Source organism: Pseudomonas sp. GCEP-101 (assembly GCF_025133575.1).
Lineage (GTDB): Bacteria > Pseudomonadota > Gammaproteobacteria > Pseudomonadales > Pseudomonadaceae > Pseudomonas > Pseudomonas nitroreducens_B.
In genome coordinates this window covers 3,230,063-3,249,298 of the sequence record NZ_CP104011.1, presented here as the reverse complement: position 1 = coordinate 3,249,298, position 19,236 = coordinate 3,230,063, and the positions used below count along the sequence as shown (strand labels likewise).

The following is a 19,236-nucleotide window of genomic DNA, read 5'->3' as shown; positions in this document are numbered from 1 at the left end:
CCTGGAGCGTCTCACAAGTTTAGTGAATCACGCCGACTCGCGAGAAATTCGGCAGATTGCGCATCTTCGGATCCGGCCAGCTCATCCACACCGCGAACGCCTTGCCGACGATATTGCGGTCCGGAACCATGCCCAGCAGGTCCTTCGGAATCTTCGGGTCGTTCCAGTAGCGGCTGTCGTTGGAGTTGTCGCGGTTGTCGCCCATCATGAAGTAATGGTCGGCCGGCACTTTCCACTGCTTGCCCGGTTCGATGCGGAAGCGGGTCATTTCCTTGCGGATCATGTGCTCCACGGCGCCCAGCTTCTCCTGGTACAGGGTCACGCTGCCCAGGGTGCCCGGCTCCTCGCCCACCAGCGACTCGGCCACGGCCTGGTCATTGATGTACAGGCGCTTGTCGCTGGTGTAGCGGATGGTGTCGCCCGGCACGCCGATGACGCGCTTGATGTAGTTGATGTTCGGGTCGCTGGGGTAGCGGAACACCATGACATCGCCACGCTGCGGGTCACCGATCGGGATCACCTTGGTGTCCAGCACCGGCAGGCGGATGCCGTAGGCGAACTTGTTCACCAGGATGAAATCGCCCACTTCCAGGGTCGGCTTCATCGAGCCCGACGGGATCTGGAAGGGTTCGACCAGGAACGAGCGCAGCACCAGCACGATGAACAGCACCGGGAAGAACGACTTGCCGTACTCGACCAGCACCGGCTCCTTGTTCAGCTTCTCCAGCACTTCCGGGTCAGCTTCGCTGACCGAGCCTTCGTAGGCGGAAATGGCCGCCCGGCGGCGCGGCGCGAACAGCACCAGGTCCACCAGGGCGAGAACGCCGCATACCGCAACGGCAATCACCAGCAACAGCGGGAAATTCAGGGTCATAGGGTTCAACTGTCCACTTTGAGCACAGCGAGGAAGGCTTCCTGCGGAATCTCCACGCTACCGACCTGCTTCATCCTTTTCTTACCGGCCTTCTGCTTCTCCAGCAGCTTGCGCTTACGGCTCACGTCACCACCGTAGCACTTGGCCAGCACGTTCTTCCTGAGCGCCTTGACCGTCGAGCGGGCGATGATCTGCCCACCGATGGCGGCCTGAATCGCGACGTCGAACATCTGCCGCGGAATCAATTCCTTCATCTTCTCCACCAGCTGACGGCCCTTGTACGGGGCGTTGTCGCGGTGGACGATCAGGGCAAGCGCGTCGACCTTCTCGCCGTTGATCAGCACATCGAGACGAACCAGGTTGGCCGGTTCGAAGCGATCGAAGCTGTAGTCCAGCGAAGCATAGCCGCGGCTGGTGGACTTCAGGCGGTCGAAGAAGTCCAGCACCACTTCGTTCATCGGCAGATCGTAGATCACCTGGACCTGGCCACTGAGGAAGTGCATGTCGCGCTGGACACCGCGCTTCTCGATGCACAGGGTAATGACGTTGCCCAGGTGCTCCTGAGGCACAAGGATGGTCGCGCGGCAGATCGGCTCGCGCATCTCGTCGATGGACGAGAGGTCGGGCAGCTTGGACGGGTTGTCGACATAGAGGATGTCGCCGTTCTTCTGCACGATCTCGAAGATCACGGTCGGCGCGGTGGTGATCAGGTCCAGGTCGTACTCGCGCTCCAGGCGCTCCTGGATGATCTCCATGTGCAGCATGCCGAGGAAGCCGATGCGGAAGCCGAAGCCCAGGGCCTCGGAGCTCTCCGGCTCGTACTGCAGCGCGGCGTCGTTCAGCGTCAGCTTCTGCAGCGCCTCGCGGAAGTCTTCGAAGTCATCGGAGCTGACCGGGAACAGGCCGGCGTAGACCTGCGGCTTGATGCGCTTGAAGCCCGGCAGCACGTCCACGTCGGGGGTGCTGTTCAGCGTCAGGGTGTCGCCCACCGGCGCGCCCAGGATGTCCTTGATGCCGGCGATGATGAAGCCCACTTCGCCGGCCTTGAGGTCCGGGGTCTCGGTGTGCTTCGGGGTGAAGACACCGACGCTGTCCACCTGGTGGACCTTGCCGGTGGACTTCACCAGGATCTTGTCGCCCTTCTTCACGCGGCCGTGCTTCACCCGCACCAGCGAGACCACGCCCAGGTAGTTGTCGAACCAGGAGTCGATGATCAGCGCCTGCAGCGGCGCATCGATCTCGCCCTCGGGCGCCGGAATGGCGGTGACCAGGCGTTCCAGCACATCTTCAACGCCCATGCCGCTCTTGGCCGAGCAGGCCACGGCGTCGGTGGCGTCGATGCCGATGATGCTTTCGATTTCGTCCTTCACGCGGTCCGGGTCGGCCTGCGGCAGGTCCATCTTGTTCAGGACCGGCATGACTTCCAAGCCCTGCTCGATGGCGGTGTAGCAGTTGGCGACCGACTGCGCTTCCACGCCCTGGCCGGCATCCACCACCAGCAGCGCGCCTTCGCAGGCGGCCAGCGAGCGGCTGACTTCGTAGGTGAAGTCGACGTGGCCGGGGGTATCGATGAAGTTCAGCTGGTAGGTCTTGCCGTCCTTCGCCTTGTAGTGAAGGGTGACGCTGTGCGCCTTGATGGTGATGCCGCGCTCACGCTCCAGGTCCATGGAGTCCAGCACCTGGGCCTCCATCTCGCGGTCGGAGAGGCCGCCGCACATCTGGATGAAGCGGTCTGCCAGCGTCGACTTGCCATGGTCGATGTGGGCGATGATGGAGAAATTGCGGATATGACTCAGGTCACTCACGGCTGAACACACTCGGAAGGCTGAAGGCGGCGGTCCGCCGAAAAATAGCCGGGGAGTTTACCTGAATACAGCGCGGGGCGTCACGCCGCGCCGGACGGTCAGGCATGAAAAAGGGCGGTCGAAACCGCCCTTTTCTGGTGCACAGGCTTACTCGGTCAACTTGAACGTGATGAAGCTCGCACGGCCCTGGCGCAGCACGCGCATGGAAATCGAACGGTCCTTCGGCAGCGCCTTGGCGATCTCGCTGAAGGTTTTCGAGGAATCCACCGCGCGGTTGTTCAGGTGGGTGATGACGTCGCCCGGACGCAGGCCGATCATGGCCGCCGGACCGCCCTGCACTTCCTTGATGACCACGCCGCCCTTGATATCCAGGGACTTGCGCTGCTCGGCAGTCAGTTCCGCCACGGTCACGCCCATGCGGTTGCTGCTGCGCTCGGCGCCCTTGCCCTCGACGGCGGCGACGGCATCGTCGTCGTCCGGCAGGCTGCCGATGGTCAGGTTGAGGGTCTGGCGCTTGTTGTCGCGGATGACCTCCAGGCTGGCCTTGTCGCCCGGCTTCATGTTGCCCACCAGGTGCGGCAGGTCCGCGGATTCGTTGATCGCCTGGCCATTGAGGCTGAGGATCACGTCACCCACCTGCAGCCCGCCCTTGGCGGCCGGACCGTCTTCCACCAGCTGCGCCACCAGCGCGCCGGACGGCTTGTCGAGACCGAAGGACTCGGCCAGGTCCTTGTTCACTTCCTGGATCACCACGCCCAGCCAGCCACGGTTGACCTTGCCGCCGGCCTTGAGCTGATCGGCGACGTTGAGCGCCACATCGATCGGGATCGCGAAGGAAAGACCCATGAAGCCGCCGGAACGGGTGAAGATCTGCGAGTTGATACCCACGACCTCGCCCTGCAGGTTCAGCAGTGGGCCGCCGGAGTTGCCCGGGTTGATCGCCACGTCGGTCTGGATGAACGGCACGTAGTTCTCGTTCGGCAGGCTGCGGCCCTTGGCGCTGACGATACCGGCGGTCACCGAGTGGTCGAAGCCGAACGGCGAACCGATGGCCAGCACCCACTCGCCGACCTTCAGCTTGTCGGAATCGCCCAGCTTGAGGGTCGGCAGGTTCTTGGCATCGATCTTCAGCACGGCGACGTCGCTGCGCGGATCGGCACCGACCAGCTTGGCCTTGTGCTCGCTGCGGTCGGACAGGCGCACGAGGATCTCGTCGGCGTCGGCCACCACGTGGTTGTTGGTGAGGATGTAGCCATCATCGGAAATGATGAAGCCCGAACCCAGCGACTGCGCTTCGCGCTGCTGGCCACGGGGCGCCTGCCCCTGGCCGCCCTGGCCGCGGGGAATGCTGCGTTCGAAGAATTCGCGCAGGCCCGGCGGCAGGCCGTCGAGGTCCGGAATGCCCATCTGCGCGTTGGAGCGGTCGGGAATCTTCTGCGTCGTACTGATGTTGACCACCGCCGGCGAGGCCTTCTCGACCAGCGGGGTGAAGTCCGGTAGTTCAGCCCGCGCGACAACCGACAGGCTCAAGGCCAGCAGGGCGACCAGCGCAGCCATGCTGCGTTTCAGGGTTTGCATTGACTACAGCTCCCGTGATGTTGATTGGGAAAATCACTATACAGGGCCGGGCGGCCCACCGACCGGCGCACGCAGCACAACCGGTTGCATCGCCGGATCATCCTTGTGGCGTCGCGCATGGCGACGCACGAGCAGCCAGGCCAGCAGGAAACCCGCCAACCCGGCCACGATGATAAGAGGTTCCCCGCCGCCGAACTGCGCTGCCAGCAGGGACAACGCCAGTAACCCTAGCAGAGGGGCAAGATAGAGAAGCAGGGCATGTTTGAGCAGAAGGTCTTCGCCGATGCCCAGCACGATGTCGTCGCCGGGCGACAGTTGCAGCGCAGCCACACGCTGCGAGGGGAGCGTACGGACCTGGCCGCGATCTCGCGCAATACCCAGTCGATCGAGCAGGCCCTGCCCGCAACCGGCGTTGGCCGAACAACCCGAGCAGGTGGAGCGGCGCAGCGTTTCGACCTGGACAGCGCCAGCCTCGACCGCAATCACCCTCCCCCGCTCGTGGATCACTGAGCCTTGGCTCCTGTTGGCCGCATGGACAACGCCACGCGTTCGGCGGTGCCGCTGGGTATCTCGCCGACCACGGTCACCATGGTGCCGCCATCGTCGCTGGCGAACCGCCTCGACACCACGGTGGTCGGGCCCAGCTGGGTGCGGGCATCGTCGACCTTGGCGCCGTGCAACGGCTCGAGGAACACCGAGAAGCGCGCCAGGCCGTCGCCATAGGCGAGGCACAGGACCTGGTCATTGGAGACCGGGCTGCGTTCCTGCAAGGTGCTGTTGAGGGTGAAGCCCGGCGGCACCCATTCGGAATGCCAGCTGGTTTTCACTTCGGCGACCTTGGCTTCCTTCACCGGCTTGCAGGCCGCGGTCGGCTGCAACTCGCCGTCGTCCGGGGCTGCCATGTCGATGCGGGTGAACTGCAGGCGCTCGATGATCTGGCCCTTGTCATTGAGCAGCAGGGACTTGAGCGGCAGGCCGGTCTGCTTGTCCACGTGCAGTTCGAAGCCGTAGCGGTGCTGGTCGCGCGGGATCACCGCCAGGACCACCGCCGGGCGATCGGCAATGCGCGATTCGCCGGCCACGCGGACGTCGTAGTAACTGGACAATTCAGTCGGATCGAGCTTGCGCGCCGGCCACATCTCGCCGGTCGACACCTGCCCGGACATGCCGCCCGCCACGCACTGGGTGGCGCCGTCGACGCGCACCACTTCCTGGCGCGGCCCATCGACCTGGACCAGGTGCTCGCGCACGGAACCGTCGCTCTCCACCCGATGCCAGACATCGTGGGTGGAGAAGGCGCCGCTGCGTTCGTAGATGAAGGTACCCTGGAAGTTCTGCTGCTGATCAGCCTCGGAGAGGCGCTTGATCCAGTCCAACGCATCGGCGGCCTGAACTGGCACTGCCAGCAGACCGCCGAGGAAGAACAACAGTGCTGTGGTTGCGCGCATGTCGCTCCTTAAGGTCGCAAATCAGCGGTCTTCCAGGCTCGCGGCGCGTGCGTAAGGCAGGGCGCTGTCGGTGCCGCTGACGGCGGACTGCTGCGCGTGTTGACGCAGGTAACCCGGAAGGCGCTGCTCATGCCAGGTGGTCTGCCCGCCCTGGGCATTGGTGATCACCTGCGGCGCCTCGTCCTGAGTGTAGCCTGCCAGCACCGCCGGGCCTTGCACTTGCGGCAGGGCGATCTGCGGGGTGGCGCCTTGCTGGGCAAGGCCGCTGGCGACACTGTCATCCTGGTGGTACAGGCGCACACCGGCCAGCACGGCCAGCGTCACCGAGGCGGCGACGGCCAGTCGGCCGACATTGCGCCACGGGTTGCGGCTGCGCACCGCCGGGGCGGCCTCATCGGCCAGCGCGGCGGACACGGCGGCGGCGATGTCCAGTTTGGGCAGGGCTGGCTCGCGGTGCATCACTGCACGGGCCAGTTGGTAACGGGACCAGGTGGCCCGCAATTCGGCGTCCTCGCCGCAGGCTGCAAGCACACGCCGCAGCTCCAGCTCATCCGCTTCGTTATCCATAACAGCGGACAGCGACTCCTGCAGGGCTTCACGACTCATAGCGGTACCTCTCTTGGCTTCTGCCGCTGTATCAGACTTCATCATGCAACAAAGGCTGCAAAGCTTTGTCGATCGCTTCCCGCGCACGGAAAATCCGTGAGCGGACGGTTCCCACCGGACACTGCATCACGGTGGCGATATCTTCGTAACTCAGGCCTTCGAACTCGCGCAGGGTCAATGCCGTGCGCAAATCATCGGGCAGCTGCTGGATGGTGCGATGGACCGTTTCCTCGATCTCATCCCGCAGCATGGCTCTTTCCGGCGACTCGATGTCCTTCAGGGCATGGTCGCCGTCGAAGAACTCCGCGTCCTCTGCCGTGACATCGCTGTCCGGCGGCCGCCGACCGCGCGCCACCAGGTGGTTCTTCGCGGTGTTGATGGCGATACGGTACAGCCAGGTATAAAAGGCACTGTCACCCCGGAAGTTACCCAAGGCGCGATACGCCTTGATGAATGCTTCCTGTGCAACGTCCTGGGCTTCCTGGGCGTCGTGCACGAACCGCACGATGAGCCCCAGAATCTTGTGCTGGTACTTCAGCACCAGCAGGTCGAAAGCCCGTTTGTCTCCGCGCTGTACCCGTTCAACCAGTTGCTGATCCTGTTCCTGGGTTAGCATGAATGCTCCTCTGAAAACCTGGAGGAGCATCGAGCACCCTGGTAAATCGTCCTGCCAAGATAGACTCGGGTCTTTTGCAAAAGTTCTCCCCTCCAAGCATGCGCCGCACAGTTTTTTCACATTTGTGGCAATCGGACCCCGACATGCGTCCGAAGCCCGTCAAATTCAACTGTACCGGGCGGAACACCCGCTCCCCTTCCGCGCAATGTCAATCTGCGCGCAAAGTTGAATGGGTATTCCGGGTTCGAACCGGAACCCCTGAAAAAGTTCCGGTGATTTGCCGTGATCCTTCAATCACTTCGATGTCACCCTCGGCGCCCGTCAGGCCGGCTTGAGCGGGGAAGAATGTCTCCCGCCCTGCGACCGCCGCTCCAGCGCGGGCGTCTTCGGTGTCATCGGTTCGCCAGTATTGTGCCGTGGCCCCCTTCTATATACTAGGGCGCCATTTTGTGGAGCCGGGTATGAGTCAGCATTTCCAGCACGATGTCCTAGTGATCGGCAGCGGGGCCGCCGGCCTGACGCTGGCGTTGACGCTGCCTGCGCACCTGAAGATCGCTGTGCTGAGCAAGGGCGAGCTGTCCCAGGGCTCCACCTTCTGGGCCCAGGGCGGGATCGCGGCCGTGCTGGATGACACCGATACCGTCGAGTCCCACGTCGAGGACACCCTGGTCGCCGGCGCCGGCCTGTGCCGCGAGGACGCGGTGAAATTCACCGTCGAGCATAGCCGCGAGGCCATCCAGTGGCTGATCGAACAGGGCGTGCCGTTCACCCGCGACCATGAACCGGGGCGCGAAGACGGCGGTTTCGAATTCCACCTGACCCGCGAAGGCGGCCATAGTCACCGGCGCATCATCCATGCCGCCGATGCCACCGGCGCGGCGATCTTCAATACCCTGCTGGAGCAGGCGCGCCAGCGGCCGAACATCGAGCTGCTGTCGCAACGCGTCGCCGTCGACCTGATCACCGAGCGCAAGCTGGGCATGAACGGCCAGCGCTGCCTGGGCGCCTACGTGCTGGATCGCGCGACCGGCGAAGTGGACACCTTCAGCGCGCGCTTCACCGTGCTTGCCTCCGGCGGCGCCAGCAAGGTCTACCTCTATACCAGCAACCCCGACGGCAACTCCGGCGACGGCATCGCCATGGCCTGGCGCGCCGGCTGCCGGGTGGGCAACCTGGAATTCAATCAGTTCCACCCGACCTGCCTGTACCACCCGCAGGCCAAGAGCTTCCTGATCACCGAGGCGCTGCGCGGCGAAGGCGCCCTGCTCCGCCTGCCCAATGGCGAGCGCTTCATGCCGCGCTTCCACGCCCTGGGCGAGCTCGCCCCGCGCGACGTGGTGGCCCGCGCCATCGACCACGAGATGAAGCGTCTGGGTATCGATTACGTCTACCTGGACATCAGCCACAAGCCGGCCGAGTTCATCCGCGAGCACTTCCCCACCGTCTACGAGCGCTGCCTGGACTTCGGCATCGACATCACCTGCGAACCGATTCCGGTGGTGCCGGCGGCGCACTACACCTGTGGCGGCGTGGTGGTGGATTCCCAGGGCCGCACCGACGTGCCGAACCTTTACGCCATCGGCGAAACCACCTTCACCGGCCTGCACGGCGCCAACCGCATGGCCAGTAATTCGCTGCTGGAGTGCTTCGTCTACGCCCGCTCCGCGGCCGCCGACATCCTGGCCGAACTGCCCAAGGCGCAGGACCTGGTCGCGCTGCCGTGCTGGGACGCCAGCCAGGTGACCGACTCGGACGAGGACGTGATCATCGCCCACAACTGGGACGAGCTGCGGCGCTTCATGTGGGACTACGTGGGCATCGTGCGCACCAACAAGCGCCTGGCCCGCGCGCAGCACCGGGTGCGCCTGTTGCTGGACGAGATCGACGAGTTCTACTCGAACTACAAGGTCAGCCGCGACCTCATCGAACTGCGCAACCTGGCCCAGGTGGCCGAGCTGATCATCCTGTCCGCGATGCAGCGCCACGAAAGCCGCGGCCTGCACTACACGCTGGACTATCCGGACCTGCTGCCCGAGGCCCGCGACACTATCCTGGCGCCGTCCACCTACTGCGGCTGAAGCGCAACCGCACGCGCAGGCGCCGGTGCAACTCCGGCGCCAGGGCATCGGCCGGGACGCAGACGCTGCGCGCCAGCCAGTCGCCGGGACGACGGAAGCGCAGGACGATCAATGCCGGCAGCGCCAAGCTGTCCGGCAGCAGGCGCACCGGCTGGAAACCATCCCGCTCGCTCCACAGCTGCCAGCCGTCGGCGTTGTGGCGCAGCGCACGTACCGAATCCGGCGCGCGCAATAGAATCCGCCGCGGCACCACCCAGCAGGCATGCAGCAGGCAGAGGCTCAGGCCGAACGTTTTCCAGTGCAGGGGAATCTCCGCCAGCAGCAGCGCCAGGACGGCACCGCACTGCGCGGCGAGGTAGGCCGCGAGCAAACCGATGGACGGCTGCCAGCGGCACTCGAAGGGCTCACTTGGGCTGGACACGGTCCAGGATCATGCGAACGATGATGCGCAGGTCGGCATCCTCCGGCTCGCCGCGCTGCATGAACCAGCCGAACATGTCCTGGTCCTCGCATTCCAGCAGCTTGCGGAAGCGCGCCTGATCCTCGGCCGGCAGGCCCGGATAGACTTCCTGGACAAAGGGCACCAGCAGGACGTCCAGTTCCAGCATGCCGCGGCGGCTGTGCCAGAAAAGGCGTTTGAGTTCGGTTTCGTCGGTCATCTGCGGGCACCTCGATTAACAGCGGGCGAATACGGCGTGGCGCTCGCGAAGTCGACGGACGGCGCGAGCCGAGCGGCATTATACGCATGCGCAGGCTCCCCGGCACCCGCTGACAAGGCGTGGCCTGGGCTCTATCATGAGTCCCCTAACTTTCTTCCAGCGAATCGTGATGACCGACTCTGCTTTCTACACCGAACTCAATCACGAAGGGATTCTCGCCGTCCGTGGCGCGGACGCCGCCAAATTCCTCCAGGGCCAGCTGACCTGCAACCTCAACTACCTCACCGCCGACCATTCCAGCCTGGGCGCCCGCTGCACACCCAAGGGCCGCATGACGTCCAGCTTCCGTATCCTCGCCGAGGGCGACGGTTTCCTGCTGGCCATGGCCAAGGACCTGCTGGACAGCCAACTGGCGGACCTGAAGAAGTACGCGGTGTTCTCCAAGGCCACGCTGTCCGATGACAGCGCCCAGTGGGCGCGTTTCGGCCTGGGCGGCGCGGACGCCATCCTCGCCGAACTGGGCCTGGAGCTGTCCGGCGACGCCGATCAGGTGGCGCGGGCCGATGGCCTGATCGCCGTCGGTCTCGGCCAGGGCCGCGTCGAACTCTGGGTGCCGGCCGAGCGCGCCGCCGCCCTGGTCGACCTGCTGCAGGCCCGCCTGGCCCACGCCGAGCTCAACGACTGGCTGCTGGGCCAGGTGCGCGCCGGGGTCGGCCAAGTGTTCGGCACCACCCGCGAGCTGTTCATCCCGCAGATGATCAACCTGCAGGCCGTGGGCGGCGTGAGCTTCAAGAAGGGCTGCTACACCGGCCAGGAAATCGTCGCGCGCATGCAGTACCTCGGCCGCCTCAAGCGCCGCCTGCAGCGCCTGAAACTCGACGGCGGCGAGCTGCCGGAACCGGGCCGCGAGCTGTTCTCGCCGGTGCACAGCACCAGCGTCGGCGAAGTGGTGCTGGCCGCCCGTGCAGAAGATGGCGTGGAGCTGCTGGCCGTGCTGCAGGACGACGCCGCCGCCGACGGCAATGTGCGCCTGGGCGACGACCAGCCCCTGCGCCTGCTGGATTTGCCTTACGTTCTGGACAGCGACCGCGAGATCCAGCGCTGACTTTCGTGCCGGGCGGGGAGCCCGGCGCCCCTCACAGGAAACGCCATGAGCAAGCTTGCCGAAAAAGTACAACAGGAACTGCTGCGGGCCATCGACAACGATGAACTGGTGCTGCCGACACTGCCGGAAGTCGCTCTGCGCGTCCGCGAAGCGGCGGAAAACCCCGACATCAGCATCCAGGATCTGGCCAAGGTAATCGGCAACGATGCCGCCCTGACCGCGCGCATCATCAAGGTGGTGAACAGCCCGCTGCTGCGCACCAACAAGGAAATCAACGATCTGCAGATGGCGATCAGCCGTCTGGGCATCAACTACACCTGCAACCTGGCCACCGGCCTTGCGATGGAGCAGATGTTCCAGGCCACTTCCGATGTGGTCGACCGCAAGATGCGCGAGGTGTGGACCAAGAGCACCGAGATCGCCGGCATCTGCCACGCCCTGTGCCGCCACTACACGCGCCTGGCGCCGGACCAGGCGACCCTCGCCGGCCTGGTGCACCAGATCGGCGTGCTGCCGATCCTCACCTACGCCGAGGACCACAGCGAGCTGCTGGCCGATTCCATCAGCCTCAACCACGTGATCGAGCGCATCCATCCGATCATCGGCGACCGCATCCTCAAGGCCTGGGACTTCCCGGCGCCGATCGCCGCCGTGCCGGGCCAGCACCTGGACTTCAGCCGCGACTCGGCCAAGGTGGACTACGTGGACATCGTCCAGGTCGCCACCCTGCAGAGCTACCTGGGAAGCCAGCACCCCTACACCGAGCTGGACTGGGCGGCCATTCCGGCCTTCGCCAAGCTGGGCCTGGACCCGAAGGCGGACGTGAAGGAAGACGAAGACCTCTCCGCCGCGATGGAAGCGGCGATGAGCATGTTGCAGTAACCGGAAACGCCCGGAAGCCCTGCTCTTCGTAGGAGCGAGCAAGCTCGCGAACCCGCAAGGCAGCGGCGTTGCGGGAACGCTCGGTTCGCGAGCAAGCTCGCTCCTACAGGCCACACCGAAACCCGCCCTCACCAGCGGGTTTCGCGTTTCCGGTTCAGGCGTTTTCCGCCGGGAAGGTCACGCGCACCAGCAACCCGCCCAGCGCGCCCTGCCCCAGCTCGATCCGCGCGCGGTGCGCGCTGCAGATCTCGCCGACGATGGCCAGGCCCAGGCCGGTGCCCTGCTGGCGGCGGCGGTAGAAGCGGCGGAACACCTTGTCGCGCTCCTCCGCCGGAATACCGGGGCCGTCATCCTCCACTTCCAGCTCTGCCGGCGAGCGCACGCGGATGATCACGTTGCCCTCCGCCGGGGCGTGGGCAATGGCGTTGTCCACCAGGTTGCTGAGCAGTTCGTAGAGCAGGGTCGGATCCCCCTTCACCCAGGCCGGCTCATCCGCTTCCAGGGCCAGCGCCACCCCGCGCGAATAGGCCAGCGGCGCCAGCGCCAGGCCCAGCTCGCGGGCCAGTTGGCCGAGCTCGATGCGCTCGCCCGCGCCTTCGGCAATCGCCCGGGCGCCACTTTCGACCCGCGCCAGCGAGAGGAGCTGGTTGGCCAATCCCGTCACCCGATCGGTGTTCTGCACCGCCTCCACCAGGGTCGCCCGCCACTGCTGCGGGTCCTGCTCGCGCAGGCCCAGTTCCAGGCGCGCCTTGAGCGCGGCCAGCGGCGTGCGCAACTCATGGGAGGCCTCGGCGATGAACTGCGACTGACGGTCGAACAGCCCGCGCAGGCGTACGGTGAAATGGTTGAGCGCCGCCACCAGCGGGCGCAGCTCCTTCTGCACGCGCACCTCCGGCAACGGCCGCAGGTCGTCCGGCTGGCGTTCCTCCACGGCTTCGCGCAGGCGGTCGAGCGGGCGCAGGCCGGCGCTCACCGCGTACCAGACCATCATCAGCGCGGCGATGGCCGACAGCGCCAGGTTGAGCAGCGTGTCGGCGAGCAGGTTGCGCGCCAGCCGCTCGCGGGCGCCCAGGGTCTCGGCGACGCGGATTTCCGCCATGCCGTTGACCGTTGGCTGGCTCACCGGCTGCAACAGGCTGACCACCCGCACGCCCTGCCCTTCGTAGGTGGCGTCGTAGAACTTGGCCAGCGCGGGGTAATCGTCGGTGCGCGGCGTGGTCGGCAGCGGCGCGGGCAGGTTCTCGTAGCCGGAGATCATCTGCCCCTGGGGGTCGATCACCTGGTAGAAGATGCGCCCGGCGCTGTCGTACTCGAAGCTGTCCAGCGCCACGTAGGGCACGTTGGCCCGCAGCGAGCCGTCGCTGGCGTAGAGGCCGTCGGCGATGTCCCGCGCCGAGGCCAGCAGGGTGCGGTCATAGGCGATATCGGCGGCATGCCGGGCGCGCCAGTAGGTGGCCGCGCTGCCAATCAGCAGCAGCACCAGCAACAGGCCGCCGAGGCGCCAGAGCAGCCGACCGCGCAGGCTGCCCGTGCCGGGCAAGGCCCAGCGTCGATCAGCCATCCTGGGCTTCCAGCAGATAACCCAGGCCACGGAAGGTGACGATGCGCACCGAGCTGCCTTCGAGCTTCTTGCGCAGGCGGTGCACGTAGATTTCGATGGCATCGGCGCTGGCGTCCTGGTCCAGGCCGAATACCTGCGCCGCCAGTTGTTCTTTGCTCATCACCCGCCCGGGACGTGCGATCAGCGCCTCGAGCACGGCCTGCTCGCGGGAGGTCAGGTTCATCGCCTGCTCGGCCAGGGTGAAGCGCCGTGCGCCGAGGTCGTAGACCAGTTCGCCACAGCGCTGCTGCTGTTCGCCGCCCAGCACGCTGCGACGCAGCAATGCCTTGACCCGCGCTTCCAGCTCGGTGAGTTCGAAGGGTTTGGCCAGGTAATCGTCGGCGCCCAGGTTCAACCCATGCACACGGTCGCGCACTTCCCCGCGGGCGGTGAGCATCAGCACCGGCAGGGTCTTGCCGCGCTCGCGCAGGCGCGCCAGCACCTGGAAGCCATCCAGCCGCGGCAGGCCGACATCGAGGATCGCCAGCGCGTAGTCCTCGCTGGCCAGGGCCAGGTCGGCGGCCACGCCGTCCTGCAACAGGTCCACGGTCCAGCCGGCGCCCTTGAGCGCCTGGGCGACGCTTTCACCGAGTTGCGGGTGGTCTTCAACCAGGAGAATTCGCACGGGTTTCTACCCCTCGGACTACAGGTTCGGGCCGGCAGTTTACCCATCCGCGCGCCGCTGTGAATGGGGGAAATTCGCTGAAATCACTGCGAAAGGACACTGAAAGCCTGGCGAAAGCTTAGCCCGTTAGCATCGCCAACGAGCCGCCTCCCAACCCCGATTCTTCCGCGCCGACTGCCCAGGCGCAACGGCGGGAGCAGCGGACTCGACGACGGCGAAGACCGTCAGCAGAGCGAAAGGCGGCGTGGTGCCCTTTCGCGACAACAACAAGAACGGAGACCACAGATGCCCACCGCCCGGCCTTTGGCTGCACCGGCTTTCACCAAGCCCAGTTCCCGCTGTCTGACCCCTGCCCTGCTGGCGTTCGCCGGGGTCGCCCCGCTGTGCGAAGCCGACGGCTTCATCGAGGACAGCAGCGCCACGCTCAGCACCCAGAACATCTACTTCAACCGTGATTTCCGCGACGGCGCCGGCCAGTCCAAGCGCGAAGAATGGGCGCAGGGTTTCATCCTCGATTTCCAGTCCGGCTACACCCCCGGCCCCGTCGGCGTCGGCCTCGATGCCATGGGCATGCTCGGCCTGAAGCTCGACTCCTCGCCCGACAGGACCGGCACCGGCCTGCTGCCGACCCACGATGACGGCCGCGCCGCCGACGAGTACAGCAAGCTGGGCCTGACCGCCAAGTTCAAGGCCTCCGAAACCGAGCTGAAGATCGGCAGCCTGATCCCCGACCTGCCAACCCTGCAGCCCAACGACAGCCGCCTGTTCCCGCAGACCTTCGAAGGCGGCCTGCTCAACTCCACCGACCTGCCGGGCCTGAACTTCACCGGCGGGCGCCTGGAAAAGGTCAAGGACCGCGACTCCACCGACTACACCGACCTGGCGCTGAACAACAAGAACCGCCGCTTCTCCGGCGGCAGCGCCGAGGGCAAGCACTACGACCTGGCAGGCGGCGACTACCAGTTCACCGACAACCTCACCGGCCGCTACCACTACGCGCAACTGGACGAGGTCTACCGCCAGCACTTCGTCGGCCTGCTCGCCAGCTACCCGCTGGGCCCTGGAAAATTCAGCGCCGATGTGCGCCTGGCCATCAGCGACGACCAGGGCGAGGCGCGTGGCGGCGAGATCGACAACCGCGCCTTCAACGGCATGCTCGGCTACGCCCTGGGTGCCAACAAGTTCAGCCTCGGCTGGCAGCGGATGAGCGGCGACAGCGCCTTCCCCTACATCGACGGCAGCAACCCCTACCTCGTCAACTTCGTCCAGGTCGGCGACTTCGCCGAAACCGACGAGCGCTCCTGGCAGGTGCGCCACGACTACGACTTCGCCAAGCTCGGCATCCCCGGCCTGACCCTGATGAATCGCTACATCAGCGGTGACAATGCCAGAATCACCGGCATGGACGGTCACGGCAAGGAATGGGAGCGCAACACCGACATCAAGTACGTGATCCAGAGCGGCCCGCTCAAGGACGTGGCAGTGCGCGTGCGCAACGCCACCTACCGCTCCAGCTTCGCCCGCGATGCCGACGAGACGCGTATTTACCTCAGCTACTCCCTGGCGATCTGGTAAGCCAACAACAATAAGAGGAACTGCCCCATGCCCACCGTCCTGCGCACCCTGACCCTCGCCGGCGCCACGCTGCTCGCCGCCAGCCAACTGATGGCCGAGCCCAAGCGCCCGGAATGCATCGCCCCCGCCTCCCCCGGCGGCGGCTTCGACCTCACCTGCAAGCTGGCGCAGAGCGCCCTGGTGGACGGCAAGCTGCTGTCCCGGCCGATGCGCGTCACCTACATGCCCGGCGGCGTCGGCGCCGTGGCCTACAACGCGGTGGTCGCCCAGCGCCCGGCCGACGGCAACACCATCACCGCCTTCTCCAGCGGCTCGCTGCTCAACCTGGCCCAGGGCAAGTTCGGCCGTTTCGATGAAAACGCCGTGAAGTGGCTGGCTGCCGTGGGCACCAGCTACGGCGCCATCGCCGTGCCCAGCGACTCGCCGTACAAGAACCTCGGCGACCTGGTGGCTGCGCTCAAGGCCGACCCGAGCAAGGTGGTGATCGGCTCCGGCGGCACCGTCGGCAGCCAGGACTGGATGCAGACCGCGCTGATCGCCAAGGCCGCCGGCATCGATCCCAAGCAGTTGCGCTACGTCGCCCTGGAAGGCGGCGGCGAGATCGCCACGGCCCTGCTGGGCGGTCACATCCAGGTGGGCAGCACGGACATCTCCGACTCCATGCCGCACATCCGCGCCGGCAAGATGCGCCTGCTCGCGGTCTTCGCCGAGGAGCGCCTGAAGGATGAAGGCATGGCCGACATCCCCACCGCCAAGGAACAGGGCTACGACATCGTCTGGCCGGTGGTGCGCGGCTTCTACGTCGGGCCAAAGGTGAGCGACGAGGACTACCAGTTCTGGAAGGCCTCGTTCGACAAGCTGCTGGCCTCGGAGGACTTCGCCAAGCTGCGCGACCAGCGCGAGCTGTTCCCCTTCGCCATGACCGGCCCGGAACTGGACGCCTATGTGAAGCAGCAGGTCGCCCAGTACAAGCAGCTGGCCCGCGAGTTCGGCCTCATCCAGTAAACGATCGGCTGCGCGTCGGCCAGCCGGCGTTGAAAGCGGGCTCAGACTGCTCATTTACAACCGTAAACTCCGCGTCTTCGCCCGCTTTCGCCTTGTCTGGCTCTAGCTCGCTCAATCGTTAGCCAGCTCTACTCATGACATGAGGAAGCTTTCATGAACTTTACCAATAGCCTCTTCCAGCGGCTGTTCGCCGGCGCCTGGCTGCTCGCCTGCGTCGCCTTCGCCCTGATCGCCTGGCAGCTCCAGGCGCCCTTTTCCTACGAACCGGTCGGCCCGCGCGCCTATCCGCTGCTGTGCCTGGGCCTGATGGCGGTGGGCCTGGCCTGGCTGATCGCGCGACCCACGCCGATCAAGCGTGAGGACGACGAACCCGCCCTGGAAGGCGCGCTGCTCGGCAAGGTGGTGCTCTGCGTCGCGCTGCTGGCCGTTTACGCCGGGCTGTTCGAACCGCTGGGCTTCATCCCGGCGAGCGCCCTGGTCGGCACCTTCATCGCGCTGATCTACGGCGGCCGCCCGGTGGCCAGCGTGGCCACCGCGACGCTGCTCGCCATCGGCCTCTACGTGCTGTTCGACCGCACCCTGGATGTCCCGCTGCCGCTGGGCATCCTCGACCCCCTGCTCTGAGGACTGAGTCATGGATACGTTGAGCTACCTCGGCCAAGGCTTCGGTGTTGCCCTGAGCCCGTACAACCTCATCACCGCGCTGATCGGCACCCTGATCGGGACCGTCGTCGGCCTGCTGCCGGGCCTGGGCCCGATCAACGGCGTGGCCCTGCTGATCCCGGTGGCCTTCGCCCTCGGCCTGCCGCCGGAGTCCGCGCTGATCCTGCTGGCCGCCGTGTACCTGGGCTGCGAGTACGGCGGGCGGATTTCCTCGATCCTGCTGAACATCCCCGGCGAAGCCTCCACCGTGATGACCACCCTCGACGGCTACCCCATGGCCCGCAACGGTCTGGCCGGCGTGGCCCTGTCGCTGTCGGCGTGGAGCTCCTTCATCGGCGCCTTCATCGCCACCTGCGGCATGGTGCTGTTCGCCCCGCTGCTGGCGAAATGGGCGATCGCCTTCGGCCCGGCCGAGTACTTCGTGCTGATGGTCTTCGCCATCGTCGCCCTCGGCGGGCTGGCCGGCGACCGTCCGCTGAAGACGCTGCTGGCGGCGCTGCTCGGGCTGTTCCTGTCCAGCGTCGGGATCGACGCCAACAGCGGCGTGTATCGCTTCACCTTCGACAACATCCACGTCTCCGACGGCATCCAGTTCGTCGTGCTGGTGCTGGGCCTGTTCTCGGTGAGCGAAATCCTCCTGCTGCTGGAGAAGACCCACCACGGCCACAAGATGGTCGAAGCCAGCGGGCGGATGCTGTTCAACCTGAAGGAAGCGGCCTCGGTGGCCGTGGTCAACGTTCGTTGCGGCCTGCTCGGCTTCATCATGGGCGTGCTGCCCGGCGCCGGGGCGACCCTGGCCAGCGCCGTGGCCTACATGACCGAGAAGAAAATGGCCGGCGAGACCGGCAAGTTCGGCAAGGGCGACCTGCGTGGCCTGGCCGCCCCGGAAACCGCCATCGGCGCCTCCGCCTGCGGCGCCCTGGTGCCGATGCTGACCCTCGGCGTGCCCGGCTCGGGCACCACCGCGGTGATGATCGGCGCGCTCAGCCTGTACAACATCACCCCCGGCCCGCTGCTGTTCCAGGAGCAGCCGAACATCGTCTGGGGCCTGATCGCCTCGCTGTTCATCGCCAACGTCATGCTGATCATCCTCAACGTGCCGATGGTGCGGGTGTTCACCCGCATCCTCTCGGTGCCGAACTGGGCGCTGGTGCCGGGCATCGCAATCATCACCGCCATCGGCGTGTACGCCGTGCATGCCACCACCTTCGACCTGTTCCTGATGGTCGCCATCGGCATCCTCGGCTACATCCTGCGCAAGCTGGACTTCCCGCTGTCGCCGCTGCTGCTGGGCTTCATCCTCGGCGGGCTGATGGAGCAGAACCTGCGCCGCGCGCTGTCCATCTCCAACGGCGAGCTGGGCATCCTCTGGTCCAGCCCCATTGCCATCGGCACCTGGGCGCTGGTCGCCCTGATGCTCGGCCTGCCGCTGTATCGCGCCTGGCGCAAGCGCACCCGCCGCGCCCGCGAAGCAGTGGCTGACGCCGCGTAACGCAAAACCACGCTCGCCGCGTCGAGACGCGCGGCGACTTTCAAGGCCCGCCTGCGTGCGGGCCTCTTTTTTCCTGATACGCCATCGCCACTGCCAAGTTGTGCCGAATGACGGAAAAGACTGACGCCAACTCAGCATTTAACTTCGGACAAGTCCTATAGCCGTCAAAACATAGAAGAGAGTAAAAGCGGGAGTCTCTCGGACAAGGATGCCTGCACGATGGATCCCCTTTCGCTTGCGCTCCACGCTATTCGCCGACAGCTCCCGACAGCTAAGATTTCGTTCACGCGCTCGCTACTTAAATCGTTTCGAACCACTTCAGCAATCGCACTACTTTCCGCGACGTCGGGTTGCGGCACATTCCTCGCGGCTATCTCCAACGGCCCCTTTTGCCCTTATGAAGGAGTGACGGTGGATTTCACCGCCATGACAAACTGGGACTTGATTACACATACCGGCGGAATGAGCATCCCACTGGGAATCATTGATCTGCCATTCTCTTTTATTGCGGACACCTTCAACTTATCCCACTTGGATGAAATGAGTAAAACCCAATGTCCGCGCCACTTCGACTGATCGGCAACCGCATATATACACCCCATAAAAGAACAATTTAATCAAGGAT

The 19,236-nt window shown here is 65.7% G+C and carries 19 protein-coding genes; 8 read left to right on the top strand and 11 right to left on the bottom strand.

All coding sequences use genetic code 11. The annotated features are described in order from the left end of the window. Window positions 1–19 precede the first annotated feature (19 nt). The 7 genes from lepB to rpoE all read right to left on the bottom strand — a co-directional run bounded on the left by lepB (window position 20) and on the right by rpoE (window position 6,927). Window positions 20–874, bottom strand: a complete 855-nt coding sequence (gene lepB, locus N0B71_RS14835) for a signal peptidase I (protein WP_259753326.1) — start codon at window positions 872–874, stop codon at window positions 20–22. A 5-nt stretch (window positions 875–879) separates the two neighbouring features. After that, on the bottom strand, window positions 880–2,679 hold the full coding sequence (gene lepA / locus N0B71_RS14830) for a translation elongation factor 4 (protein ID WP_259753325.1): 1,800 nt from the start codon (window positions 2,677–2,679) through the stop codon (window positions 880–882). 147 nt (window positions 2,680–2,826) lie between these two features. Beyond that, window positions 2,827–4,257 carry a DegQ family serine endoprotease gene (locus N0B71_RS14825; protein WP_259753324.1) on the bottom strand — a complete coding sequence of 477 codons (1,431 nt, stop codon included), beginning with the start codon at window positions 4,255–4,257 and terminating at the stop codon, window positions 2,827–2,829. A 36-nt stretch (window positions 4,258–4,293) separates the two neighbouring features. Then, a complete protein-coding gene (locus tag N0B71_RS14820; protein ID WP_259753323.1) occupies window positions 4,294–4,764 on the bottom strand; it encodes a SoxR reducing system RseC family protein in 471 nt (156 codons plus the stop codon). Continuing rightward, window positions 4,761–5,705, bottom strand: coding sequence for a MucB/RseB C-terminal domain-containing protein (locus N0B71_RS14815; RefSeq protein WP_259753322.1), 945 nt, complete (start codon window positions 5,703–5,705; stop codon window positions 4,761–4,763). Before N0B71_RS14815 ends, N0B71_RS14820 begins: the two co-directional genes overlap by 4 nt. A gap of 21 nt (window positions 5,706–5,726) precedes the next feature. Next, window positions 5,727–6,311, bottom strand: coding sequence for a sigma-E factor negative regulatory protein (locus N0B71_RS14810; protein WP_259753321.1), 585 nt, complete (start codon window positions 6,309–6,311; stop codon window positions 5,727–5,729). Window positions 6,312–6,342: 31 nt separating this feature from the next. After that, on the bottom strand, window positions 6,343–6,927 hold the full coding sequence (gene rpoE / locus N0B71_RS14805) for an RNA polymerase sigma factor RpoE (protein WP_017516654.1): 585 nt from the start codon (window positions 6,925–6,927) through the stop codon (window positions 6,343–6,345). A 461-nt stretch (window positions 6,928–7,388) separates the two neighbouring features. Here rpoE and nadB point away from each other — a divergent pair, with 461 nt between their 5' ends. Further along, window positions 7,389–9,005, top strand: a complete 1,617-nt coding sequence (gene nadB, locus N0B71_RS14800; RefSeq protein ID WP_259753320.1) for an L-aspartate oxidase — start codon at window positions 7,389–7,391, stop codon at window positions 9,003–9,005. Here the strand turns inward: nadB and N0B71_RS14795 are convergent. Continuing rightward, on the bottom strand, window positions 8,974–9,426 hold the full coding sequence (locus tag N0B71_RS14795; protein WP_017516652.1) for a protein YgfX: 453 nt from the start codon (window positions 9,424–9,426) through the stop codon (window positions 8,974–8,976). The two genes, nadB and N0B71_RS14795, sit on opposite strands and share 32 nt — an antisense overlap. Further along, a complete protein-coding gene (locus N0B71_RS14790; protein WP_017516651.1) occupies window positions 9,410–9,664 on the bottom strand; it encodes an FAD assembly factor SdhE in 255 nt (84 codons plus the stop codon). The genes N0B71_RS14795 and N0B71_RS14790 overlap by 17 nt, the downstream gene beginning before the upstream one ends. A 169-nt stretch (window positions 9,665–9,833) precedes the next feature. Between N0B71_RS14790 and ygfZ the strand changes: the two genes are divergently transcribed. Then, on the top strand, window positions 9,834–10,769 hold the full coding sequence (ygfZ, locus tag N0B71_RS14785) for a CAF17-like 4Fe-4S cluster assembly/insertion protein YgfZ (protein WP_259753319.1): 936 nt from the start codon (window positions 9,834–9,836) through the stop codon (window positions 10,767–10,769). A gap of 45 nt (window positions 10,770–10,814) precedes the next feature. Next, the gene (locus tag N0B71_RS14780; RefSeq protein WP_259753318.1) at window positions 10,815–11,651 is read left to right on the top strand and encodes an HDOD domain-containing protein; all 837 of its coding nucleotides are present in this window, start codon (window positions 10,815–10,817) and stop codon (window positions 11,649–11,651) included. Between the two features lie 154 nt (window positions 11,652–11,805). On the opposite strand, the gene N0B71_RS14775 is transcribed toward N0B71_RS14780, so the two are convergent. Continuing rightward, the gene (locus N0B71_RS14775; RefSeq protein WP_259759568.1) at window positions 11,806–13,191 is read right to left on the bottom strand and encodes a sensor histidine kinase; all 1,386 of its coding nucleotides are present in this window, start codon (window positions 13,189–13,191) and stop codon (window positions 11,806–11,808) included. A 13-nt stretch (window positions 13,192–13,204) separates the two neighbouring features. Then, entirely contained in the window at window positions 13,205–13,876 is a 672-nt protein-coding gene (locus tag N0B71_RS14770) for a response regulator (protein WP_024765529.1), read from the bottom strand. Window positions 13,877–14,161: 285 nt separating this feature from the next. Here N0B71_RS14770 and N0B71_RS14765 point away from each other — a divergent pair, with 285 nt between their 5' ends. The 5 genes from N0B71_RS14765 to N0B71_RS14745 all read left to right on the top strand — a co-directional run bounded on the left by N0B71_RS14765 (window position 14,162) and on the right by N0B71_RS14745 (window position 19,187). After that, window positions 14,162–15,451, top strand: a complete 1,290-nt coding sequence (locus N0B71_RS14765; RefSeq protein ID WP_259753317.1) for an OprD family porin — start codon at window positions 14,162–14,164, stop codon at window positions 15,449–15,451. Between the two features lie 27 nt (window positions 15,452–15,478). Then, window positions 15,479–16,456: a Bug family tripartite tricarboxylate transporter substrate binding protein gene (locus tag N0B71_RS14760; RefSeq protein WP_259753316.1), complete on the top strand. Its 978-nt coding sequence runs from the start codon at window positions 15,479–15,481 to the stop codon at window positions 16,454–16,456. Window positions 16,457–16,609: 153 nt separating this feature from the next. After that, window positions 16,610–17,080 (top strand): tripartite tricarboxylate transporter TctB family protein, encoded by a 471-nt coding sequence (locus N0B71_RS14755; RefSeq protein ID WP_259753315.1) that lies wholly within the window; start codon window positions 16,610–16,612, stop codon window positions 17,078–17,080. A gap of 10 nt (window positions 17,081–17,090) precedes the next feature. Continuing rightward, the gene (locus N0B71_RS14750) at window positions 17,091–18,611 is read left to right on the top strand and encodes a tripartite tricarboxylate transporter permease (RefSeq protein WP_259753314.1); all 1,521 of its coding nucleotides are present in this window, start codon (window positions 17,091–17,093) and stop codon (window positions 18,609–18,611) included. A gap of 219 nt (window positions 18,612–18,830) precedes the next feature. Further along, complete coding sequence (locus N0B71_RS14745; protein WP_259753313.1) at window positions 18,831–19,187, top strand: YceK/YidQ family lipoprotein; 357 nt, start codon at window positions 18,831–18,833, stop codon at window positions 19,185–19,187. Window positions 19,188–19,236 lie beyond the last annotated feature (49 nt).

What these genes read in the sequence shown, in the direction of transcription:
- lepB (WP_259753326.1), bottom strand. Translation starts at nt 874, where the DNA reads ATGACCCTGAATTTCCCGCTGTTGCTGGTGATTGCCGTTGCGGTATGC.
- N0B71_RS14790 (WP_017516651.1), bottom strand. Translation starts at nt 9,664, where the DNA reads ATGACCGACGAAACCGAACTCAAACGCCTTTTCTGGCACAGCCGCCGC.
- N0B71_RS14750 (WP_259753314.1), top strand. Translation starts at nt 17,091, where the DNA reads ATGGATACGTTGAGCTACCTCGGCCAAGGCTTCGGTGTTGCCCTGAGC.
- ygfZ (WP_259753319.1), top strand. Translation starts at nt 9,834, where the DNA reads ATGACCGACTCTGCTTTCTACACCGAACTCAATCACGAAGGGATTCTC.
- N0B71_RS14760 (WP_259753316.1), top strand. Translation starts at nt 15,479, where the DNA reads ATGCCCACCGTCCTGCGCACCCTGACCCTCGCCGGCGCCACGCTGCTC.
- N0B71_RS14825 (WP_259753324.1), bottom strand. Translation starts at nt 4,257, where the DNA reads ATGCAAACCCTGAAACGCAGCATGGCTGCGCTGGTCGCCCTGCTGGCC.
- N0B71_RS14755 (WP_259753315.1), top strand. Translation starts at nt 16,610, where the DNA reads ATGAACTTTACCAATAGCCTCTTCCAGCGGCTGTTCGCCGGCGCCTGG.
- N0B71_RS14745 (WP_259753313.1), top strand. Translation starts at nt 18,831, where the DNA reads ATGGATCCCCTTTCGCTTGCGCTCCACGCTATTCGCCGACAGCTCCCG.
- N0B71_RS14815 (WP_259753322.1), bottom strand. Translation starts at nt 5,705, where the DNA reads ATGCGCGCAACCACAGCACTGTTGTTCTTCCTCGGCGGTCTGCTGGCA.
- N0B71_RS14810 (WP_259753321.1), bottom strand. Translation starts at nt 6,311, where the DNA reads ATGAGTCGTGAAGCCCTGCAGGAGTCGCTGTCCGCTGTTATGGATAAC.
- rpoE (WP_017516654.1), bottom strand. Translation starts at nt 6,927, where the DNA reads ATGCTAACCCAGGAACAGGATCAGCAACTGGTTGAACGGGTACAGCGC.
- nadB (WP_259753320.1), top strand. Translation starts at nt 7,389, where the DNA reads ATGAGTCAGCATTTCCAGCACGATGTCCTAGTGATCGGCAGCGGGGCC.
- N0B71_RS14765 (WP_259753317.1), top strand. Translation starts at nt 14,162, where the DNA reads ATGCCCACCGCCCGGCCTTTGGCTGCACCGGCTTTCACCAAGCCCAGT.
- N0B71_RS14780 (WP_259753318.1), top strand. Translation starts at nt 10,815, where the DNA reads ATGAGCAAGCTTGCCGAAAAAGTACAACAGGAACTGCTGCGGGCCATC.